Consider the following 18,268-nt stretch of genomic DNA (forward strand, 5'->3'; position numbering starts at 1 on the left):
TTTAGCTTTGCGTAATTTCGTATCCATCGTTATCAAATGAAAAAACCTCAACCCTAAAATCACCAAATTTACTCTTTAAAATATCTCGTAAATTTTTAGCGTCATCTTTGTAAGCGATATTTAAAAAACTTGAGCCTGAGCCCGAAAGCGTGCTCATTAAAGCACCATTTTCATAAGCTACTTTTCTAACTTCAAAAAGTTCTTCTAAAGCGTGCATTCTACGCTCTTCATGCATCAAATCTTTGCTTGCTACTTTTAAGAGATCATACTTTTTTTCATAAAAACAAGACGTTAAAAAAGCGGCATGAGATAAGTTATTTACACACTCTTTCATCGTATAGTTCTTTGGTAAAATTTGTCTTGACGAGGATGTACTCATTGGCTTATTTGGGATAACAACTACCGCCTTTATCTCGTCGCTTAAACTTATTTTATTTGCGTAAACATTGCCATTTTTTACAATCGCACTGATAAATCCGCCGTGAACTGCTGGCGAGATATTATCAGGATGGGTTTCGTAGATGATAGCTTTATTCAAAACTGTATCTTTACTTGCCTTAAAACCAGCTATTTCGTATGCTGAAGCAATGGCTCCAACGATAACAGCGGAGCTACTGCCAAGCCCCCTTGAAAATGGGATATTATTTTCAAAAACGACTCTAAAATTTTCATTTTTACCAGTTAGCTCAAAAAAAATTTCATTAAAAATACTTAAGAATATATTATTTCTTTTTAAATTTACACTTTCACTGCCTTCGCCGTTTATCGACACTGAGCTAAATTTTGCTGGCTCGATTTTCACGCTATTAAAAAGCTTCAAACTAAGCCCCAAAGCATCAAAACCAGGGCCCAAATTCGCACTTGTTGCAGGGACTAAGATGTTCAAAATTTCTCCTAAACTGCTTGGATGATATAATCTGGAAGTGTATCTGAATTTAGTTTTAATTCATCTAAATTTAAAGGCAACCTAAATCCTACTGGCTCCACTTTTTCAAGTGAAATTTTGCCATCTTTTAAAACAAAACTTAAATTTTTATTTGCTCTTATAGCTTGGTGACCATTTAAACTAAAGCCACTAACGGCGTAAAATTTGCAGCCTTTAGCCAAAGAAAATGTTTTTAATATTACATAGGCCACCTTTAGCCCCATGAAGCTTCCAGGCGTATTTGCATAGATAATTTTTGTGATATTAAATTTAGAGGATAAATTTTCTAAGATTTTTATCAAAGCTTCACTGACATGTTCATCAGTCGTAATTTCATCAAATTTTACGCCGTCTTTATATACTCCAACTAAAAGCGGAGTAGATAAAGAGACAACTAAAATTTCAATATTTTCTATGCAAATACCTTTTGATACTCTTTTAGAAGTTCACCATTTAGAGTTGCGATCTCGTAGTTTTTCTCATCGGACATCAAAGCAAGAGTTAATTTGTGATTTAGGTCATGGCTTCCAGCAAATGCTGTATAATCGCCCAACAAAGGCGCTCCAAGCAAGCTCAAATCACCAATCGCATCTAAAATTTTGTGCCTTACAAACTCATTTTCAAATCTCAAGCCTTCTGGATTTAGGATATGCGTATCATCGATTGCCACGGCATTATCAAGTGATGCACCAAGGGCTAAATTTTGAGCTTGCAAACGCTGTAAATCTTTCAAAAATCCAAAAGTTCTAGCACGAGCTATATTTTTTATAAACGAGCTTTTACTAAAATCAAAAACATATCTTTGTTCACCAATAACTGGATGATCAAATTTTATCGTATAGTCAAATTTTGGACTTCTTGAAGGTGAAGTTCGCACAAATTTAGAACCCTCAACAACCTCAACTTCACGGCGGACAAGAATTACTTTTTTGCCAGCATCAAGATATCTTATACCAGCTTCATCAAGTAGTATACAAAAGCTTATTGCACTACCATCCATCACTGGAATTTCATTTGCATCAACAGAGATTCTAATATTATCAATGCCATAACCATTTATGGCTGACATTAGATGCTCAATCGTACTAATAAAGCCCTTTTCATTGCCAACAACGGTTGCCATCTGCGTATTTATAACATTTTTAGGTTCAGCTTTAAAACTAATTCCAAGATCTTCGCGGTGCAAAATAATACCAGAATTTGCATCAAGAGGTTCTAGTATAAGTCTTATCGGCTCACCTTTATGAAGCCCTATACCAACAGTCTCAACGCGTCTTGCGATAGTAGTTTGTTTCAAGAATTTTCCTTATATTTTTAATCCGCTTATGATAGCACTAAAAAATCAATTTTGCAAATTTTTTAGTTCTTGTCTATCATCGCTTTTGCAGCATCTAAAACACTTGTTATATTGTCTTTTATCCACTTTTTATCCATCCATTGTTGTGGTCTCACCTCTTCGCCTTGGACCAAAATTCCAAAGTGAAGGTGATCACCAAGTGCAAGACCACTAGTTCCAGTAGTACCTATCTGATCGCCAGCTGCCACCATATCGCCCTCTTTTACTCTAGTGCTTGAGCAGTGTCCATAAAGCGAATAAAGCCCAAATCCATGATCGATCACAATATTTAATCCATAAATTCCATTTTCAGATGCTAGCACAACACGACCAGCATTGCTAGCTATAATAGGAGCTGCGGCCACACTTGCAAAGTCTATTCCCATATGCCATGATTCGCTTACTTGCTCGTTATTATATGTATAGTATCGGTGATCGGCGAAGTCAGCCACTTTTTTACCATTTCTTAGTGGATAAAATGGTGTCACACTAAAGCCAGTTAACATCTCATCACCAGGATTTGTAGTAAGTGCTGTTATTTTTTCTTCGTTTGAATTTCTAAGCGTTTCATTGACAAATCTCATTTTTTCAAGCCTTGAAAGTGCGCTTGGATCTTTTGCATATTGATCTGTTAAATCAACTATCTTACCATCTAAAAATCTATCGTTTAATGCAATAGTTGAAGTTTTATACTTTACATTTTCGTAAAAATACCTAACATGTGACTTACTTTCGTTGCCTGCAAAGTCCCTAGCAATAACTTCTGCACTAAAATTTTCAACCTGAACTGGCCAAGCAACGAGTGCTGCATAAAAGCCCTCTTTATAAAATGGCACTGCCTTAAATTTCTTACCAAAATTTGTCTGGACATAGACCTCTTTTAGCTGATTATCAGTTGCTCTAAAGACCACAACCGCGCTACCACCTTTCGAGATAGAATAAGACTGTGAAAGCACGTAAAGATCAGGTTTTGAAGTATCAAGTACCACTTCAACCTTTTTGCTAGCTTTGTTGCCAGTAAAAAAGCTCCATTTACTAGTATCTACAGCTTCGATATTCATCTCATAGGTATCTTTTTGAGCAAAAAAGCCAGTCTTTGGAAAGGTTAAATTTACATCAAGCTCGGTACTTGGATTTTGTATGATTTGATTTAATAAATTTAGATCATTTTTCCCATCATTCATACTAATTCGTACAAATTTTATACCGCTATCGTCTTTAAATTTGATATTCATTGGGGTTCTAAGATTCCAATAAACCTTATCAGAAACACCGATTATCGGCTCATTTCGCTCAAAATCTTTTGACATCAAAGCATAGCCAAAACCACCGGCTAAAATTAAAATTAGCAAAAGCACAACAATACCAAAACCACCAATTCCACGTCTATACATATATTTTTACCTTAAATTTTATTTGCGAAATTTTACATTTAATCAATAAATTTTTAGTTAATTACAAAATTTCTCTTACAGCCCTAGCGTCGCTCATCCAGGCAAAAAGTTCGTCCCAGCGTTCATCTTTGATGAGATCTTTGCACAAATTTAGCTCTTCTTCAAACATATTTATAGCTTCAACAACATTATTTTTATTTTGCTTAAAGATATCGCTCCACATAAAAGGCGAACTCTTTGCGACACGTATCATACCCTTAAATGTAGGTCCGCCAAGCGCAACGATATGCCTTTTATCCTCTTCTTTTAAAATTCCACTCGCTAGAGAAAATGCAATCGCATGAGGCAAATGCGAAATAAGACCCACGTGATGATCATGTTCTTTCGCACTCATAAAAATAATCTTCATACCAAGGCAAGAAAATAGCTCAACGCTTCTTTTTACATGTTTTTCTGCACTTTCTGCAAAGTCACAAACGATAACAGTTGCCCCTGTGTAAAGTGATTTGAAAGCAGCCTCTGGACCAGAATACTCAGTACCTGCCATCGGGTGAGCTGGGATGAAATTTTTACGAATTTTTTCTGGCACGGCTTCTATTATCTTTTGTTTGGTTGAGCCAAAATCAATAATAGTTGTATCTTCGCTGATATCAGTTAAATTTTGCACGATACTCACGATAGCCTCGACTGGCACAGCTAAAAAGATGATGTCACACTTCTTTTTCATCTCGTCAATGCTTAAAATTTCATGCACCAAGCCAAGCTCTAAGGCCTTTTTGCTATGATTTTCGTCTTTATCGTATCCGCTAACACAAGAGATTAATTTTTCATCTTTTAGTGCAAGACCAAGTGAGCCGCCCATAAGACCAAGTCCGATGATACCTATTTTCATAAAAAACCTTCAAAATTATAAAATTTAAATTTATTAAAAATAAAATATGATATTATACGCACTTATACTAAAACTCTAGGTTAAATTTAATGAAAAAGAAATTATTTTTATTAGCATTAGCTTTCAGTGGCCTAAGCGCACAAACAATCCAGTCAATAAATTTTAAAGGCCTAATTCACCTTTCGCCTGAAGTAGCAAGCCAAATAATGGGCCTAAAAGTCGGTCAGGATTTGACTCCAAAGCTTAGCGATAAGGCGATCACAAATTTATACAAACAAAATTATTTCGACGATATCTACATAGAAGATACAGGCAATGGTAATCTTTTAGTAGCTGTAAAAGAGAAGCCAAGTGTTGCGAGAGTTGATCTAAAAGGTGTTGTAACAAATGATAAAACTGCGATCGAGTCGCTAATCAACATCAAACCAGGCAATATGTATGATGAGCTTACAATAGAAAAAACTAAAGAGAGAATTCGTCAGTATTATGAGTCAAAGGGTTATTTTGATACCGTTGTAGACGTAGAAAAACAACCAGTTGCAGATAATGACAGCTCACTTTTTATAACACTCAATATAAACCGTGGCGAAAATATGATAATCAAAAATGTAAATTTGGTCGGTGCAAAAGAGTTTGATTATGACGACATTGAGCCAGTAGTTGCAAACAAAAGTAGAGAATTTATGGGCTGGCTTTGGGGTAGAAATGACGGTAAAGTTAAACTTTTCGAGCTTGAAAATGATCCAGCAAGAATACAAGACAAATATTTCCAAAAAGGCTATTTAGACGCGACTATTTCGTCACCTTATTTAAATTCATCGTTTGATAATTACACAGCTGATCTTACTTATTATGTTCATGAAGGTGAGCCTTATAAGGTTTCAAATGTAAGCATTACAGCACCTGAAGAGCTGGAGCTTGACACTAAAAAGATCATAGATGACTTTAGGCTTGAGGCTGGCGATACGATGAACTCAGCAAGACTTCGCCAAGATATGAAAAAGCTCGATGATATGGTTGCTGATAAAGGTTATGCGTTTGTGAAGGTCTATCCAAAGACTGATAAATTTGATGAAAATAAAACTGTCGATATTGATTATGAAGTAGATCCTGGCGAAAAAGTATATATAAGAAATGTTCAAATTTCAGGAAACGATAGGACCGTTGACCGCGTTGTAAGACGCGAACTTTATCTAACTGAAGGAAATTTATATAGTAGAACTGACCTTCAAGACTCAAAAGATGCGCTAAAAAGAACAAGCTACTTTGATGATGTTGAGATAGAAGAAGATCCAGTTGATAAAAATACAGTTGATCTAAAAGTAAAAGTAAAAGAGGCTTCAACTGGTTCGATAAGTGGCGGTATCGGATATGGAAGTAGCGATGGCTTGCTACTAAATGCTGCTCTTTCTGACACAAACATCTTTGGCTCTGGCCTTCAAGGACAAGTAAGCGTAGATAAGAGCGATAGAGAGCTTTCAGGTCAGATAAGTCTTACAAATCCAAGAATTTTTGACTCAGAGTATAGTCTTGGCGGAACACTCTATGCAAATGACTATGACTGGAGAACATATAAAGAGAGAAGCTATGGCTTTAGCACAACACTTGGTAGAAAATTAACTAGAAATTTAAGCGCATCAATTACTTATAATATCGAGCAAAGTAAAGTTACTCTAAAAGATGACGAACTAAGAAATATAAATAAAGACACAGGAAAAGAAATTTATAGAGAAGGCAAGGCTATAAAAAGCGCTATAACTCCAGCTTTGACATATAATAGCACTGATGATTACTACTTGCCAAGACGCGGTATCATAGCTAGCACATCATTTGAAATAGCAGGACTTGGCGGTGATATGGACTTTGTTAAAAACCGCACGAATTTCAACTACTATCTAGGTCTTAGAGAGTACATAGACTACGATCTTATCTTAAGATACAAAGCAAGCTTTGGCAAAATTTGGGAGAGAGGCTATACTCCTATCAACGAAAGACTTTACCTTGGCGGTATAAGAAGCTTACGTGGTTACGAGAGTAGAACCGTATCTCCAAAGGTAAAATATAATGGCGACTACTACGAATATGGCGGCGAAACTTCGTTTAATAATTCAGCTGAAATAAGCTTCCCTATAATAGATCGTGTCAAAATGCGTGGTGTTGTATTCTATGATTATGGCACTGTTGGAAAAGACGAGCAAAATAAAAATAAAATGATAAACAGATCATCAGTTGGCACTGGTATCGAGTGGATAACTCCGATCGGACCACTTCAACTAATCTTTGCAAAAGCTCTTAAACCTAAAGAGGGTGATGATACAAATACATTTGAATTTACTATTGGAAGACGATTCTAATAAGATACTTTAAAGGGGCTAACTTGCCCCTTTAAACCTCCACAAATAAACAAACTTTAAGTCATATAAGAAAAAGCAAGGCAAACATTAGATATAATCCCACAATTTTTAATATAAGTGGGTAAAAATATGAATTTCTCCGATATTTTTTCAAAGATAAGAAAAGCTCAACCTCGTCCAGAAGAAGCGCCTACACACTGGGTAAAATGCGATAATTGTCACTCACTGATGTACTACAAAGAAGTTGAAGCTTGTTTTAATGTATGCCCAAAATGCGGCTATCATATGAGATTAAAAGCTACCGATCGTATAAATTTGATCTGCGACGAAGGTAGCTTTATTGAATTTGATGCAAATTTAAAGCCAGTTGATCCATTAAATTTTGTTGATAAAAAATCATATAAAAAAAGAATCACAGAGAATAAAGAAAAAACAGGACGCACAAGCTCAGTGATATGTGGCGAAGGTAAATGCGACGGGCAAGAGATCCAGCTAGTTGTCTTTGACTTTGGCTTCATGGGCGGTTCACTAGCTTCGGTTGAGGGCGAAAAGATCGTAAGAGCGATAAAACGAGCGATAGAAAAACGCCAAGCTTTAGTCATAGTGAGTGCTTCAGGTGGAGCTAGAATGCAAGAGAGTACATTCTCTTTGATGCAAATGTCAAAGACATCAGCTGCTTTAAAACTACTTGATGAAGCAAAATTACCTTATATCTCAATACTTACTGATCCGACGATGGGTGGTGTTAGTGCCTCTTTTGCTTGGCTTGGAGATCTAATAATCGCTGAACCTGGCGCATTGATAGGCTTTGCTGGTCAAAGGGTCATCAAACAAACCATTGGTGCTGACCTTCCAGAGGGATTTCAAAGAGCTGAGTTTTTATTAGAGCATGGCTTAATCGATGCCATTGTGCCAAGAAGCGAACATAAAAAATATATAAGTGATATGGTTAAATTTCTCACAAATAATAAGATGATACATCAAAAAGATAAACAAGACGAGAGTGAAAACAACTTTGAACTAAAGCTAAAAACCAAAGGCTAAATTTGGAAATTTCAGTTTTTAGCATTCAAAAATCATCACGTGACAACTTTGAAAACGAAATACAAGAATATATAAAAATGAGTGCAAAATTTGCCAAGATAAGCGATAAAGTCTTTTTCAATGAAAAAATAGCAAAAGCTCAAAGTAGTGGCAGAAGCGATGCGCTAAGAGCTTATGATGAAATTTACGAGCCAAATTTAAAAGGATTTTGCGTAATGCTTGATGAAAATGGCTTGCAACTTGACAGCCAAGAATTCGCACAAATTTTAAACTCAAATTCACAAATTAACTTTTTCATAGGTGGAGCTTACGGCCTTAGCCAAAATTTAAAGAATAAAGCGCAAAAAATCATAAGCTTGAGCAAGATGACGATGGCTCATAAGGTTGCCAAGCTTGTACTTTTTGAGCAAATTTTTAGAGCACTTTGCATAAATGCAAACCACCCATACCACAAATAAAGGAATATAAAATGACTCAAAACGAGCTAAATTTTTTTAAAAAATTACTTGAAGAAAGAAAATTACAGATCAAAAAAAATATCTATGATTCATCTGTTGAAGTAAATGGCTTAAGAGATAGTGGTGTAAGCGATGAGTTTGATATAGCCTCAGTAAATACAGACCAGCTAATCGAGCATTCGATCTCGACACAACAAAGAGCGGAGCTATCAGAGATAGATGAAGCACTAGAGAAGATAGCAAATAAAACTTACGGAATTTGTGATATGTGTGAGGAGGAGATCAGCATACCGCGACTAAAGGTAAAACCGCATGCAAAATACTGCATAACTTGCCGTGAAATAATCGAAAAAACAGCAAAAAACTAAGGAGAAAACATGAAAACTAGAAAATTTCTCGTCTATTGCATAATCTACATAGTAGTTGTTGCAGGACTTGCTTATTCTCTTAATAGTTCTGATTACACATTTGAGCTTTTAGGCCAAACTATAACTTTGCCAATTGCTATTTGGGTCGCTCTTCCAGTAGCTGTTTTAGCACTTCTTGCCCTACTTCATATCACTTATCATGGATATGCTTTTTATAGATATAAAAAATGGATCAAAAAAGATAGCCAGCTTTATAAAGATTTAGCCAAAGAGACGCTTCTTGGCTTTGAGAGCAATAAAGACTTCAAAACCGATACTTACAAGATCGCCTCACAGATTACTCGCTCTATCTCACCAGTAGGCGAGCTTAAAGATGTCGGTGTAGATGATGCTGAAATAAACAATATCTTACAAACTATAAAAAGTATAAAAAATAAAGAGATCGTCGATCTAAAGAAATTTAGACTAGCAAAAGATAGCAAGTTAAATATCCTAAATGAGCTAAATAAAATCGAGCAACTACCTACTTATTATCTTGACATACTTAAAAACCAAGATCAAAATGAGAGCCTTAAAAAAGCTGCATTTGATAAACTCATAAAAGTAGCTTCTTTTAGCGAGATCAAAAGATTAAATTTTGAGCTAGCAAGTGAAGATATAATGCTTATTATTACCCGCTTTGTAAATGACGAGATCGATCTAAGTAGTGATGAAATTTTTGATCTTTTAAACAACGCAAAAGTGACAAAAGCACAATATGACAAAGTAGCCATAATGCTTAAAAATAAGCTAAAACCAGATGCATTTATCGGTATCTTTGAAAAACTAAAAAGCATCCATGCTGATGCTGATGAGGCTTACGTATATGCGCTATTTGAGCTTCAGATGCTTGATAAAGTAAGAGAGGCTATCGAAGGTAGCGACCCAGATGAGTTTAAAGAGATAAAGGTCTTGCTGTTTTTACGAGATAACGGCAAAATGGTGCCTAGCTCGTTATTTTTTAAATGATAGACTTTAGCAAAAAGCCACTTTTCTTAGCACCACTTGCTGGCTTTTCTGACTTGCCACTAAGAAGCGTAGTTAAGAAATTTGGCTGTGATGTCACTGTTAGCGAAATGATCAGCGCAAATGCCTTGGTCTATGAGAGCAGTGACAAAACGCTTGAAATGCTTAAAAAATCCCCGAACGAAGAGCCCTACGTCGTTCAAATAGCTGGTAGCGATATAGAAAATATAAAAAAAGCCGTGCAGATAATCAATAAATTTGATGGAATTTATGGGCTCGATCTAAACTGCGGCTGCCCTGTGCCAAAGATCGTTAGACAAGGTGCGGGATCGGCTTTGTTAAACGATCTTGACAAAATTCAAAGCATAATCTCAGCTATAAAAAGCATCTCAAACAAAGAGAGCCTGAGTGTTAAATTTAGACTTGGCTTTAACGATAAAAATGAAGAAAAGATAGCAAAAGCCTGCGAAGAAGCCGGCTCAGACTACATCGCGGTGCATGGGCGCACCAGAGCTGGCGGATACAGCGCAAAGGTTGATTACGAAGCGATCGCTAGAGTAAAAGCGAGCGTAAAAATCCCAGTCATCGCAAATGGCGATATAAATGCGCAAAATGCAGATGAAATTTTAAACCTTACAAAGTGCGACGCCCTAATGATCGGCAGAGCAAGCATCGGCAATCCTTGGATATTTCACGAGATAAAAACCAAAACTAGCGTAGATAAGGCGCTAAAACAAAAGATCATCCTAGCTCACTTTGATGCGATGATCGAGCACTACGGAGAGCATGGACTTTGCATATTTAGAAAGCATTTGCATCAGTACAGCAAGGGTATCGACGGTGCAACAACCTTTAGAAACGATATAAATTTCATCAAAGACGCGACAGCGATGAGAGAGCGCATAAGGGAGTTTTTTGCCTAGATGCAAGGCTACATCCTGCGCGTGCAAAAGGTCAGAGACGAGGACCTTTTAGTCTTTGTGCTAACGCCAAATTTGCTCGTAAAGTCGTATAGATTTTTTGGCGCTCGTCACTCAAACATCATGACTGGCTACAAGATCGACTTTGAACTAGAGCAAGAGGCGAAATTTCTACCAAAGCTTAGAAACATACTTCACCTTGGCTTTAAGTGGCTGCTAGAGCGCGATAAGCTCATCATTTGGCAGCAGTTCATGCGCCTACTTTATGATCATCTAAAAGAGGTCGAGCAGCTCGATGAAATTTACTTTAACGAGCTTGATCGCTGTGCCAAACAGATGCAGCTACAAAATCCAAAACGCCTTATCATCGAAAGCTACGTCAAAATTTTAGAGTATGAAGGTAGGCTTCACAGCGAGCTTGAGTGCTTTATCTGCGACGAGGAGATAGAGAGCGAGCTTTGCTTAACTCGTGGTTTTTTACCCTCTCACAAGCACTGCCTTGATAGGAGCGAATTTGACGCTGGTAAGATCAAAAATTTGTTTGATACAAAAAGTACGATCGAGCTAAATGACGATGAGATAAACCGCCTTTATAAAATTTTACTTGATGGACTTTAAGTTATAGCTTGCTATTTTAAATAGCTATTTCTTAATGCTTAAAGCACATGGCTATTTTTTAAGCTTCAATTTTCTAAGTTATAAAATTCTAACCAGTAGCTTTTTTGCACTAAATGCTTTTGTATTTTATTGTATATGATAGTTTTGATTTATTAGCAAGTATAAGAATTTCATCTATTCATACATTTTTTTATTTATTTTGATACGAGCTAATTAAAATAGAAATATTTATAGCTTGCTTCTTGGGATTAGTCCCAAAAAGCAAGTAAAATTTTACTCTTCACTACTGCTATTGAGAGCAAAAAAAGTATCAGTATGAATATTTTCAAATGCTGCTTTTAGCGAAGTAAAAAGTTTTGGATTTTCTTTTTCTAAAGTCGCTAAAAGCTGTTTGGTTTCATATCTAGCATGTGGCATCTTCACGTCAAATCTCATTGCAGGACATGCTTCATCACCGATAACTCTTAATTCATTTTTGATAGCATTTTCGCGAAGCTGTCTCTCGCGAACGAAGATAAATGGCCTAATAACCGTGATTCCATTTTTTGCAATATATTTTGGAGCAAGCGTCCTTAGTGCACCATTATATGTAAAGTTCATAAAAAAGCTCTCCGCTGCATCGTCTAAATGATGAGCAATCGCAAGCTTATTAAAACCATGCTTTAAAGCGTAAGTATAAAGATAACCTCTTCTCATACGAGAAAAGAAACTACAAAAACTGGAATTCTTACGGATTTTCTCTTTTGAAATTTCAAAGATTGAGCTATCTATCACTTCATGCTCTATTCCGTGCTCATTGCAATGCTTCGTAAGATAAGCGTAGTCCTCACCCATGCCGTAGCTTAGCGTTACTGCTTTAAACTCAAATTTTTCAGGTGTGACGTTTTGAATATGCTTTAGTACGTGAGCGAGTGCAAGGCTATCCTTACCACCGCTAAGACCAAGCAAGATCTTATCTCCGCCCTCTATCATCTTGTATCTGGCATTTGTCTGACCAACTTGCCTAAGAAGCCTTTTACTAAGCTCTATCATAAGCTTTCTACCATTTCAAGTATAAATTTTGCACTAACATTTGCTGAATCTTGCAAAAATTTATCAAAGTCAAATTCTGCTGCATCACCAGCTCCATCGCTGATAGCTCTTAGTATAAAAAATGGCACACCTAGTGTTTCGCAAACTAGTGCAACGCTAGCACCTTCCATCTCGGTAGCGCTCGCATTAAATATCTTTTTAATCCAAGCTTTCTTTTCATTATCGCAGATAAACTGATCACCGGTCGCAATAACACCAGCGCTTAAGCTCATATCTTTTTTATCAGCTATCTTTTTTGCCAGTTCGTTTATCCCTTCATCGCTTTTAACAAAGATACTTGTGCCTGGCACATAGCCATAAGGATGGCCAAAAGCCGTAATATCAAGATCATGTTGCACTAAGCTAGTAGCATAAAGCATATCGCCTATTTTTAAACTCTCATCAAGTGAGCCAGCTACGCCGGTAAAGAGCAATTTTGAGGCCTTAAATTTTTCTACCATTAAAGTTGCCGTTATAGCTGCATTTACTTTGCCTATCTTTGAATAGGCAATGACTAGCTCTTTTCCTTTATAGTTTGCTAAGTAAAATTTATTATTTGCATATTGAACAGTTTTATATTCACCGACTATTTCAAGGATCGGTGTTATCTCCTCTTGCATAGCTCCAAGTATCGCTATCATCTCTCCTCCAAAATTTTCACAACTTCTTCAAGACTTGCCATATCAGTAATACTATAAGTTGGCTTTTCGGTAATTTTTTTATTGATGCCCTTTAGCGTCGTAGCGCCAAGCTCGATAAAACAATCAACATCATTTTCATAGTTTTTAATGCTTTGTTTATAGCAAACTGGTTTTATTAGCTGCTCTTTTAGCAGGACTAGCGCTTCACTTTTATCGGTATAAATTTTAGCATTTACATTTGAGACAACAGGAGAAAATTTGGTAGCCAAAGTACTCTCAAGCTCGCTTGCTAGTCTAACACTAGCTGGCTCAAGTATCGGACAATGACTAGCTACTGACATATTTAAAAGCATTGCTCTTTTTGCGCCAGCTTCTTTAAATTTTGCTTCATAGCTAGCAAGATCAGCTCTTACACCAGCGACAACGATTTGTCCATCGCAGTTGTAGTTTGCAGCATAAATTTGTAAGCCTTCTTCTCTTGCTTTTTTACAAATTTCTTCAACCACTTCATCACTAAGTCCAAGAACTACCATCATGCCGGCATCTTTACCAACACAAGCTTCTTGCATAAATTTACCACGTAAATTCACAAGCCTAATCGTATCAATAAAATTAAATGCTCCACTAACTGCAAGAGCAGTAAATTCTCCAAGTGAGTGCCCAAGGCTAAATTCTGGTTTTTCTTTAATAAAATTTGAAAAAGCCAAATAAGTCATTAGTGAGTTTAAAACGATAGCTGGCTGAGTAAATTCTGTTTTATCTAACTTATCGTTTTGTGTAAATAAAAGCTCTTTGTAATCAATGCCAGTGTCATTACAAGCATCATTTAAAAGTAACTTAGCAGTAGAAAAATTTTCGTAAAAGTCTTTTCCCATACCAATACTTTGCGAGCCTTGGCCCGCAAAAACAAAAGCAAAATTTTTCATTTTAGCTTCTTAGTGATGGTGATGTCCGTGTCCACCGCAACCGCAACCGCCATCCTCATGTCCGTGTCCATGACCTCCGCAGCACTCATGTTCATGCTCATGATCGTGACCACCGCAACCGCAAGTATGAGCCCCAGCTACCATGCCTGTTGCTTTTTCATCTTCTGTCGCATCTCTAACTTCTAAAACTTCAACATTAAATAGCAAATCTTTACCAGCATATGGGTGATTAAAATCAACTGTTACTTCGTCATCTTTGATCTCTTTAACAATAACACGAACGCTTGAGCCATCCTCATTTTGACCAAAAAGTTCCATTCCTTCATGTAAATCTATACCAGCAAACTGCTCTTTTGGTAACGACTGAATGGCTTCGTTATTATATTCACCACAACCCTCTGCTGCCTTTACGCTTATAGTTGCTCTTTCGCCTGATTTTAATTTGCTTACTTCTTCTTCAAGCTTTTCTATAATATGGCCATGCCCTGTTATAAAAGAAATTTGGCCACCTTCTTGCATGTTTGACTCTAAAATTTCACCAGTATTAGCATCTTTTAGTTCGTAAAACATAGTTATAACTTGATCTTTACTCACAATAATCTCCTTAGATTTGGTTTTTTGATTAATGTGGGATTATATCTAAAAAAGATTAAAATTTAGTTTCTATTGGGAGAGGCTTTGGCTTCTTTACTATCTGGATAACCGACTTTTAAAGCCTTATAAAATCTATTTGCACTTTGCGTGTCAGCTATCTTATCAAAGCTTATAGCTGTGTGATATAGAAGTTTTGGTGTATAGTCAGCCTTATCTTCGTTCTGTATGCTTTTTTTATAGTATTGTATAGCTGTACTGTATGATTTTTGACTGTAAGCAACTTCACCTAAATAATAATTTGTTGCACCAGTTTTATAGCCTTTTTTATTTAAATATTCAAAATATTCAGCTGCTTCTGTGCTATTGCCAGAATTTAAAAGTTTAATGCCATCAGCCAAAATATCTTTATCGCTTTTTCCACTAAAATTTGAAGTTGGCTTACTTTGTTGTTTTGGATTTGTATTTTGCTTTGGTTGGGCAGCATTTTTATCCATTATTGCACCTAATTTATTTAAGGCAGCAGTAATATTTTTGTAGTTTTTGTCTTGTATATCTCTAGTTTCATCAACATAAGCCTTTAGTGATGTCAAACTTACACCAGAATCACTTATGCCACCATTTACCTTCGTCTCTATATCATTTATTCTTTGCTCAAGCTTATTCATTCTAGCACTCATGCTCTCAATCAAGCTTTGCAAACCTTGAAGTTGTTCTAAAACACTATTCATATTCTCTTCAATGTTTTGAACACTTCGCTTATTATTCAGGGTAATTTTTTCATTGTCAGTTAGACCGTATGGATTAGCACTATCCATATTGCCTGCATCAAAAGCTGAAATCTCTTGACTGGAGGTAATAGAGATAGTGGCTCCCATCAGAGCCACTATAATTAATTTTTTGTTCATTATTATTTAATTATAAATTATGGAAGTACTTTGAAATCTGCACGTCTATTTTGAGCATCGCAAGCTTTTGTTTTGTCTGTACAAACCGGATTGCTTTCGCCGAAGCTAACTACAGCGATTCTATCAGCACTAACGCCATTTCTTACAAGAGCATCTTTAGCGCTTTTAGCACGTTTTAAACCAAGAGCATAGTTATACTCATCTGTACCCCACTCATCGCAGTTACCTTCTACTTTTATAGAAAGAGCTTGAGCGTCAGCTTGGTTGAATACTGATGCATTTGAGCTAACAACACCTTGTTGATCGGCTTTGATATTAAATTTATCAAAGTCAAAGTATACACTTTTAACTTGACTCTCGATGTTAGCAATAAGAGCTGCTAATCTATCAGCATCGCTCATGCTACCTGAATTGTCTGCAGATTGATTTGAATTTGAATTCATATCAACTTCAGGGTTTTTTGAGCTACAACCGCTCAACAATAAAGTTGCAACTGCAACACTTGCTAGAACTACTTTTTTCATTCCTTATCCTTTTTTAGAAATTTGGTCGAATTATATCACAAAAATCTTAAATTTTATCAGAATATTACCAATCTATAGATTGAATTTTTCCTACTTTTAAAGGAAACTGAAAACTTCTGTTTTCATTTAGCCTAACAACACCTAGTGAACTTTGACCGCCAAGCTCTTTTATAAAGACAACACTTTGCCCATCGCTTGAGAATCTTGGATAGTTATTTTTGCCATTTGCTGTAAGCTGTCGTATAAAATCCGTTTGAGTTGAAATTAGATATATATTAAAACTACCGCTTGCTTCCCTGCTTGAATAAACAACATAATTTTCAAATGTGCTTACAGAGTTATTATTCTTACCATGAAATACCATTTGTTCAACGCTTCCGCCAGAAATCGCAGGAGTTGCAAAAACATTAGGATAACCAAGCCTATCTGATACAAAAACTATCTTACTATCATTATCTACAAAATTTCCATTTACATCTATGCCTGGATAATTAGTAATCTGCGTCAAATTTTTACTATTTGTATTATAGATAAAAATATCTGGTTGATCTTTTGGTGCCATGGTTAATAGAATTTTACTTCCATCTTTACTAACATCTGAGGCTATAAGCATGCCAATGCTATCAATTATCTTTGTTTTTGTACCAGAATTTAGATCATATCTAAATAAAGTTGGCTTATTATTCACATAAGATGTATAGTAAAATTTACTTTGATCAGCTCCAGCCCATTTAGGAAAAATATTTAGTCCGCCACTTACTATGGTCTTTTGATATGTAAGTGTATAATCTGCAACTATGATAGAGCTTTGGCGAGCTGAAGTATATTTTGAAAGAATAATAAATTTTTCCATCCAGCCAACTGGTGGTAAATTTAGCTCGTTTGTTAGCTCAACTATACTTTGATGTGCCAAAAATGGATATTTCGCACCATCTGGCATATTATAAACTCTCTCATACCTTGTAGTTGCAGTTTTAGCATTGATGAGTTTTACTCTTAAAGTAAGAGGTGAGCCCATAGAACCTTCAAGAGCATATCTAAAGATAAGCTCAACACCTTTGTCGCTCATTGTATTTGTAGCTGCTGTTCCATCATAGGTTGAAGGCACGTGATCTTCGATAACCTCAAAGTCTGAGCTAACTTTCAAGTCACCTAGCATGATCTTAAAGAATTTATCTTTAAAACCCACATCGCTAACAGCAGTTGTTGTATCTTGCAAAGCTATCTTTGGCAAAGCAACACCTTGGTTTACAACAGATATGGTCGCATCAGCAGCATAAAGCCCTAGAGCAACGCATAAAAAAAGAAAAATTTTCTTCATCTCTACTCCGTAAATTTATAATTTTTGGTCTATTCTATCTTCTAAATCTAAATCAAAAGTAGTGCTTTTGTTTGGATTAAATGGAAATTTCTCTGCAGTAAGCTTTTCTAGACACTCTTTTACCTTTGCATTAAATTCTTCATTGTATGATAGCTCTAAAATTTCATAGCTGAAATTTCCACTTTGATCTATCATGAATTTCACCTTAGCTATATTTGCAGAGTCAGCTTTATAGCTTTGCCATCTTCTTTGAATTTGCTTTGTTATGGCTCCCTTTAATGGATCGTATGTGCCCGTCATTTGCGATTTTGGTGCGGTTGGATTTTGATCTATCTTTAGGCTCTTGATGATGTCGCTAGCCTCTTTTGCAGCTTTTGAGCTAGAAGCCTCGCTTTTTTTGCGGCTTTGTACTTTATTCTCAGCCTTTTTTATACCATCATCTTTTTTAAGTTTCGTAGGATCTATGTCACTAAAAAGGTCTTTTATATTTGGTTCTTTTGGTTTTGGCTTTTCAACTGGCTTTGGTGTAGGCTTAGGCTCAGGTTTTGGTTCTGGCTTAATATCTTCTTTAGGCTCTTCACTTGGTTTTAAAATTTCTGGTTTTGGTTCTGGTTTTTTAGGCTCAGGCTTTGGCTCTTCTTTTGGAGGAGTTGGCAAGCTTGGGGTAGGCAATGGTTCATCTGGTACAACAGGCTTATTTGTAGTCTCTTGTTTATCTTCTTCTGACTCCTTTTTAGGTTCAGGCTTTGTCTCTTTAACTACTTCATCTGCTTGTTTTGGAGCTTTAATGGTTTGATCAACTTCTCTATCAACCATAACCACATCCATAATAGCATCTTTATCATCAGTATATTTTTTAGGAGGTTCTGCAAAAAAAGTAAGCTTTATAAACAAAACAAGTATAATAATAACGTAAATACAAGATGCTACAAGAAACGAACTAAGCGTTGGAAATTTAACTTTATTTGACAT

General features: G+C 36.0%; 20 protein-coding genes. 7 read left to right on the forward strand and 13 right to left on the reverse strand.

What is annotated here, in order from left to right; translation table 11 throughout:
* Nucleotide 1: 1 nt before the first annotated feature.
* The 5 genes from thrB to CYP51_RS07745 form a co-directional block, all read right to left on the reverse strand.
* Complete coding sequence (gene thrB / locus CYP51_RS07725) at nucleotides 2-886, reverse strand: homoserine kinase (protein WP_103624997.1); 885 nt, start codon at nucleotides 884-886, stop codon at nucleotides 2-4.
* An 8-nt stretch (nucleotides 887-894) separates the two neighbouring features.
* On the reverse strand, nucleotides 895-1,257 hold the full coding sequence (locus tag CYP51_RS07730; RefSeq protein WP_180997755.1) for a glycoprotease: 363 nt from the start codon (nucleotides 1,255-1,257) through the stop codon (nucleotides 895-897).
* An 80-nt stretch (nucleotides 1,258-1,337) separates the two neighbouring features.
* Nucleotides 1,338-2,222 (reverse strand): UDP-3-O-acyl-N-acetylglucosamine deacetylase, encoded by an 885-nt coding sequence (gene lpxC, locus CYP51_RS07735; protein ID WP_103624999.1) that lies wholly within the window; start codon nucleotides 2,220-2,222, stop codon nucleotides 1,338-1,340.
* A gap of 62 nt (nucleotides 2,223-2,284) precedes the next feature.
* On the reverse strand, nucleotides 2,285-3,655 hold the full coding sequence (locus tag CYP51_RS07740) for a M23 family metallopeptidase (protein WP_103625000.1): 1,371 nt from the start codon (nucleotides 3,653-3,655) through the stop codon (nucleotides 2,285-2,287).
* Nucleotides 3,656-3,716: 61 nt separating this feature from the next.
* Nucleotides 3,717-4,547 (reverse strand): prephenate dehydrogenase, encoded by an 831-nt coding sequence (locus tag CYP51_RS07745; protein ID WP_103625001.1) that lies wholly within the window; start codon nucleotides 4,545-4,547, stop codon nucleotides 3,717-3,719.
* A gap of 89 nt (nucleotides 4,548-4,636) precedes the next feature.
* Between CYP51_RS07745 and bamA the strand changes: the two genes are divergently transcribed.
* The 7 genes from bamA to recO all read left to right on the forward strand — a co-directional run bounded on the left by bamA (nucleotide 4,637) and on the right by recO (nucleotide 11,314).
* Complete coding sequence (gene bamA, locus CYP51_RS07750; protein WP_103625002.1) at nucleotides 4,637-6,901, forward strand: outer membrane protein assembly factor BamA; 2,265 nt, start codon at nucleotides 4,637-4,639, stop codon at nucleotides 6,899-6,901.
* 129 nt (nucleotides 6,902-7,030) lie between these two features.
* Nucleotides 7,031-7,945: an acetyl-CoA carboxylase, carboxyltransferase subunit beta gene (gene accD / locus CYP51_RS07755; protein WP_103625033.1), complete on the forward strand. Its 915-nt coding sequence runs from the start codon at nucleotides 7,031-7,033 to the stop codon at nucleotides 7,943-7,945.
* 2 nt (nucleotides 7,946-7,947) lie between these two features.
* Nucleotides 7,948-8,403 carry a 23S rRNA (pseudouridine(1915)-N(3))-methyltransferase RlmH gene (locus CYP51_RS07760; protein WP_103625003.1) on the forward strand — a complete coding sequence of 152 codons (456 nt, stop codon included), beginning with the start codon at nucleotides 7,948-7,950 and terminating at the stop codon, nucleotides 8,401-8,403.
* 11 nt (nucleotides 8,404-8,414) lie between these two features.
* The gene (dksA, locus tag CYP51_RS07765; RefSeq protein WP_103625004.1) at nucleotides 8,415-8,771 is read left to right on the forward strand and encodes an RNA polymerase-binding protein DksA; all 357 of its coding nucleotides are present in this window, start codon (nucleotides 8,415-8,417) and stop codon (nucleotides 8,769-8,771) included.
* Nucleotides 8,772-8,780: 9 nt separating this feature from the next.
* On the forward strand, nucleotides 8,781-9,779 hold the full coding sequence (locus tag CYP51_RS07770; RefSeq protein ID WP_103625005.1) for a uroporphyrinogen III synthase HEM4: 999 nt from the start codon (nucleotides 8,781-8,783) through the stop codon (nucleotides 9,777-9,779).
* A complete protein-coding gene (locus CYP51_RS07775; protein ID WP_103625006.1) occupies nucleotides 9,776-10,699 on the forward strand; it encodes a tRNA dihydrouridine synthase in 924 nt (307 codons plus the stop codon). The genes CYP51_RS07770 and CYP51_RS07775 overlap by 4 nt, the downstream gene beginning before the upstream one ends.
* Entirely contained in the window at nucleotides 10,700-11,314 is a 615-nt protein-coding gene (recO, locus tag CYP51_RS07780) for a recombination protein RecO (protein ID WP_103625007.1), read from the forward strand.
* Nucleotides 11,315-11,587: 273 nt separating this feature from the next.
* Here the strand turns inward: recO and CYP51_RS07785 are convergent, their stop codons facing one another.
* The 8 genes from CYP51_RS07785 to CYP51_RS07820 form a co-directional block, all read right to left on the reverse strand.
* Complete coding sequence (locus CYP51_RS07785; RefSeq protein ID WP_103625008.1) at nucleotides 11,588-12,346, reverse strand: tRNA 2-thiocytidine biosynthesis TtcA family protein; 759 nt, start codon at nucleotides 12,344-12,346, stop codon at nucleotides 11,588-11,590.
* Nucleotides 12,343-13,026, reverse strand: coding sequence for a 5'-methylthioadenosine/adenosylhomocysteine nucleosidase (locus CYP51_RS07790; RefSeq protein WP_103625009.1), 684 nt, complete (start codon nucleotides 13,024-13,026; stop codon nucleotides 12,343-12,345). Before CYP51_RS07790 ends, CYP51_RS07785 begins: the two co-directional genes overlap by 4 nt.
* Entirely contained in the window at nucleotides 13,023-13,952 is a 930-nt protein-coding gene (fabD, locus tag CYP51_RS07795; RefSeq protein ID WP_103625010.1) for an ACP S-malonyltransferase, read from the reverse strand. The genes CYP51_RS07790 and fabD overlap by 4 nt, the downstream gene beginning before the upstream one ends.
* A 9-nt stretch (nucleotides 13,953-13,961) precedes the next feature.
* A complete protein-coding gene (locus tag CYP51_RS07800; RefSeq protein WP_223155480.1) occupies nucleotides 13,962-14,552 on the reverse strand; it encodes an FKBP-type peptidyl-prolyl cis-trans isomerase in 591 nt (196 codons plus the stop codon).
* Nucleotides 14,553-14,608: 56 nt separating this feature from the next.
* Nucleotides 14,609-15,451: a tetratricopeptide repeat protein gene (locus CYP51_RS07805; RefSeq protein ID WP_103625011.1), complete on the reverse strand. Its 843-nt coding sequence runs from the start codon at nucleotides 15,449-15,451 to the stop codon at nucleotides 14,609-14,611.
* Nucleotides 15,452-15,468: 17 nt separating this feature from the next.
* The gene (locus CYP51_RS07810) at nucleotides 15,469-15,975 is read right to left on the reverse strand and encodes an OmpA family protein (RefSeq protein WP_021090913.1); all 507 of its coding nucleotides are present in this window, start codon (nucleotides 15,973-15,975) and stop codon (nucleotides 15,469-15,471) included.
* 64 nt (nucleotides 15,976-16,039) lie between these two features.
* Nucleotides 16,040-17,296, reverse strand: a complete 1,257-nt coding sequence (gene tolB / locus CYP51_RS07815) for a Tol-Pal system protein TolB (RefSeq protein ID WP_103625012.1) — start codon at nucleotides 17,294-17,296, stop codon at nucleotides 16,040-16,042.
* A gap of 15 nt (nucleotides 17,297-17,311) precedes the next feature.
* Nucleotides 17,312-18,268: a TonB C-terminal domain-containing protein gene (locus tag CYP51_RS07820; RefSeq protein ID WP_103625013.1), complete on the reverse strand. Its 957-nt coding sequence runs from the start codon at nucleotides 18,266-18,268 to the stop codon at nucleotides 17,312-17,314.

The sequence above is a fragment of the Campylobacter concisus genome (assembly GCF_002912895.1).
Lineage (GTDB): Bacteria > Campylobacterota > Campylobacteria > Campylobacterales > Campylobacteraceae > Campylobacter_A > Campylobacter_A concisus_G.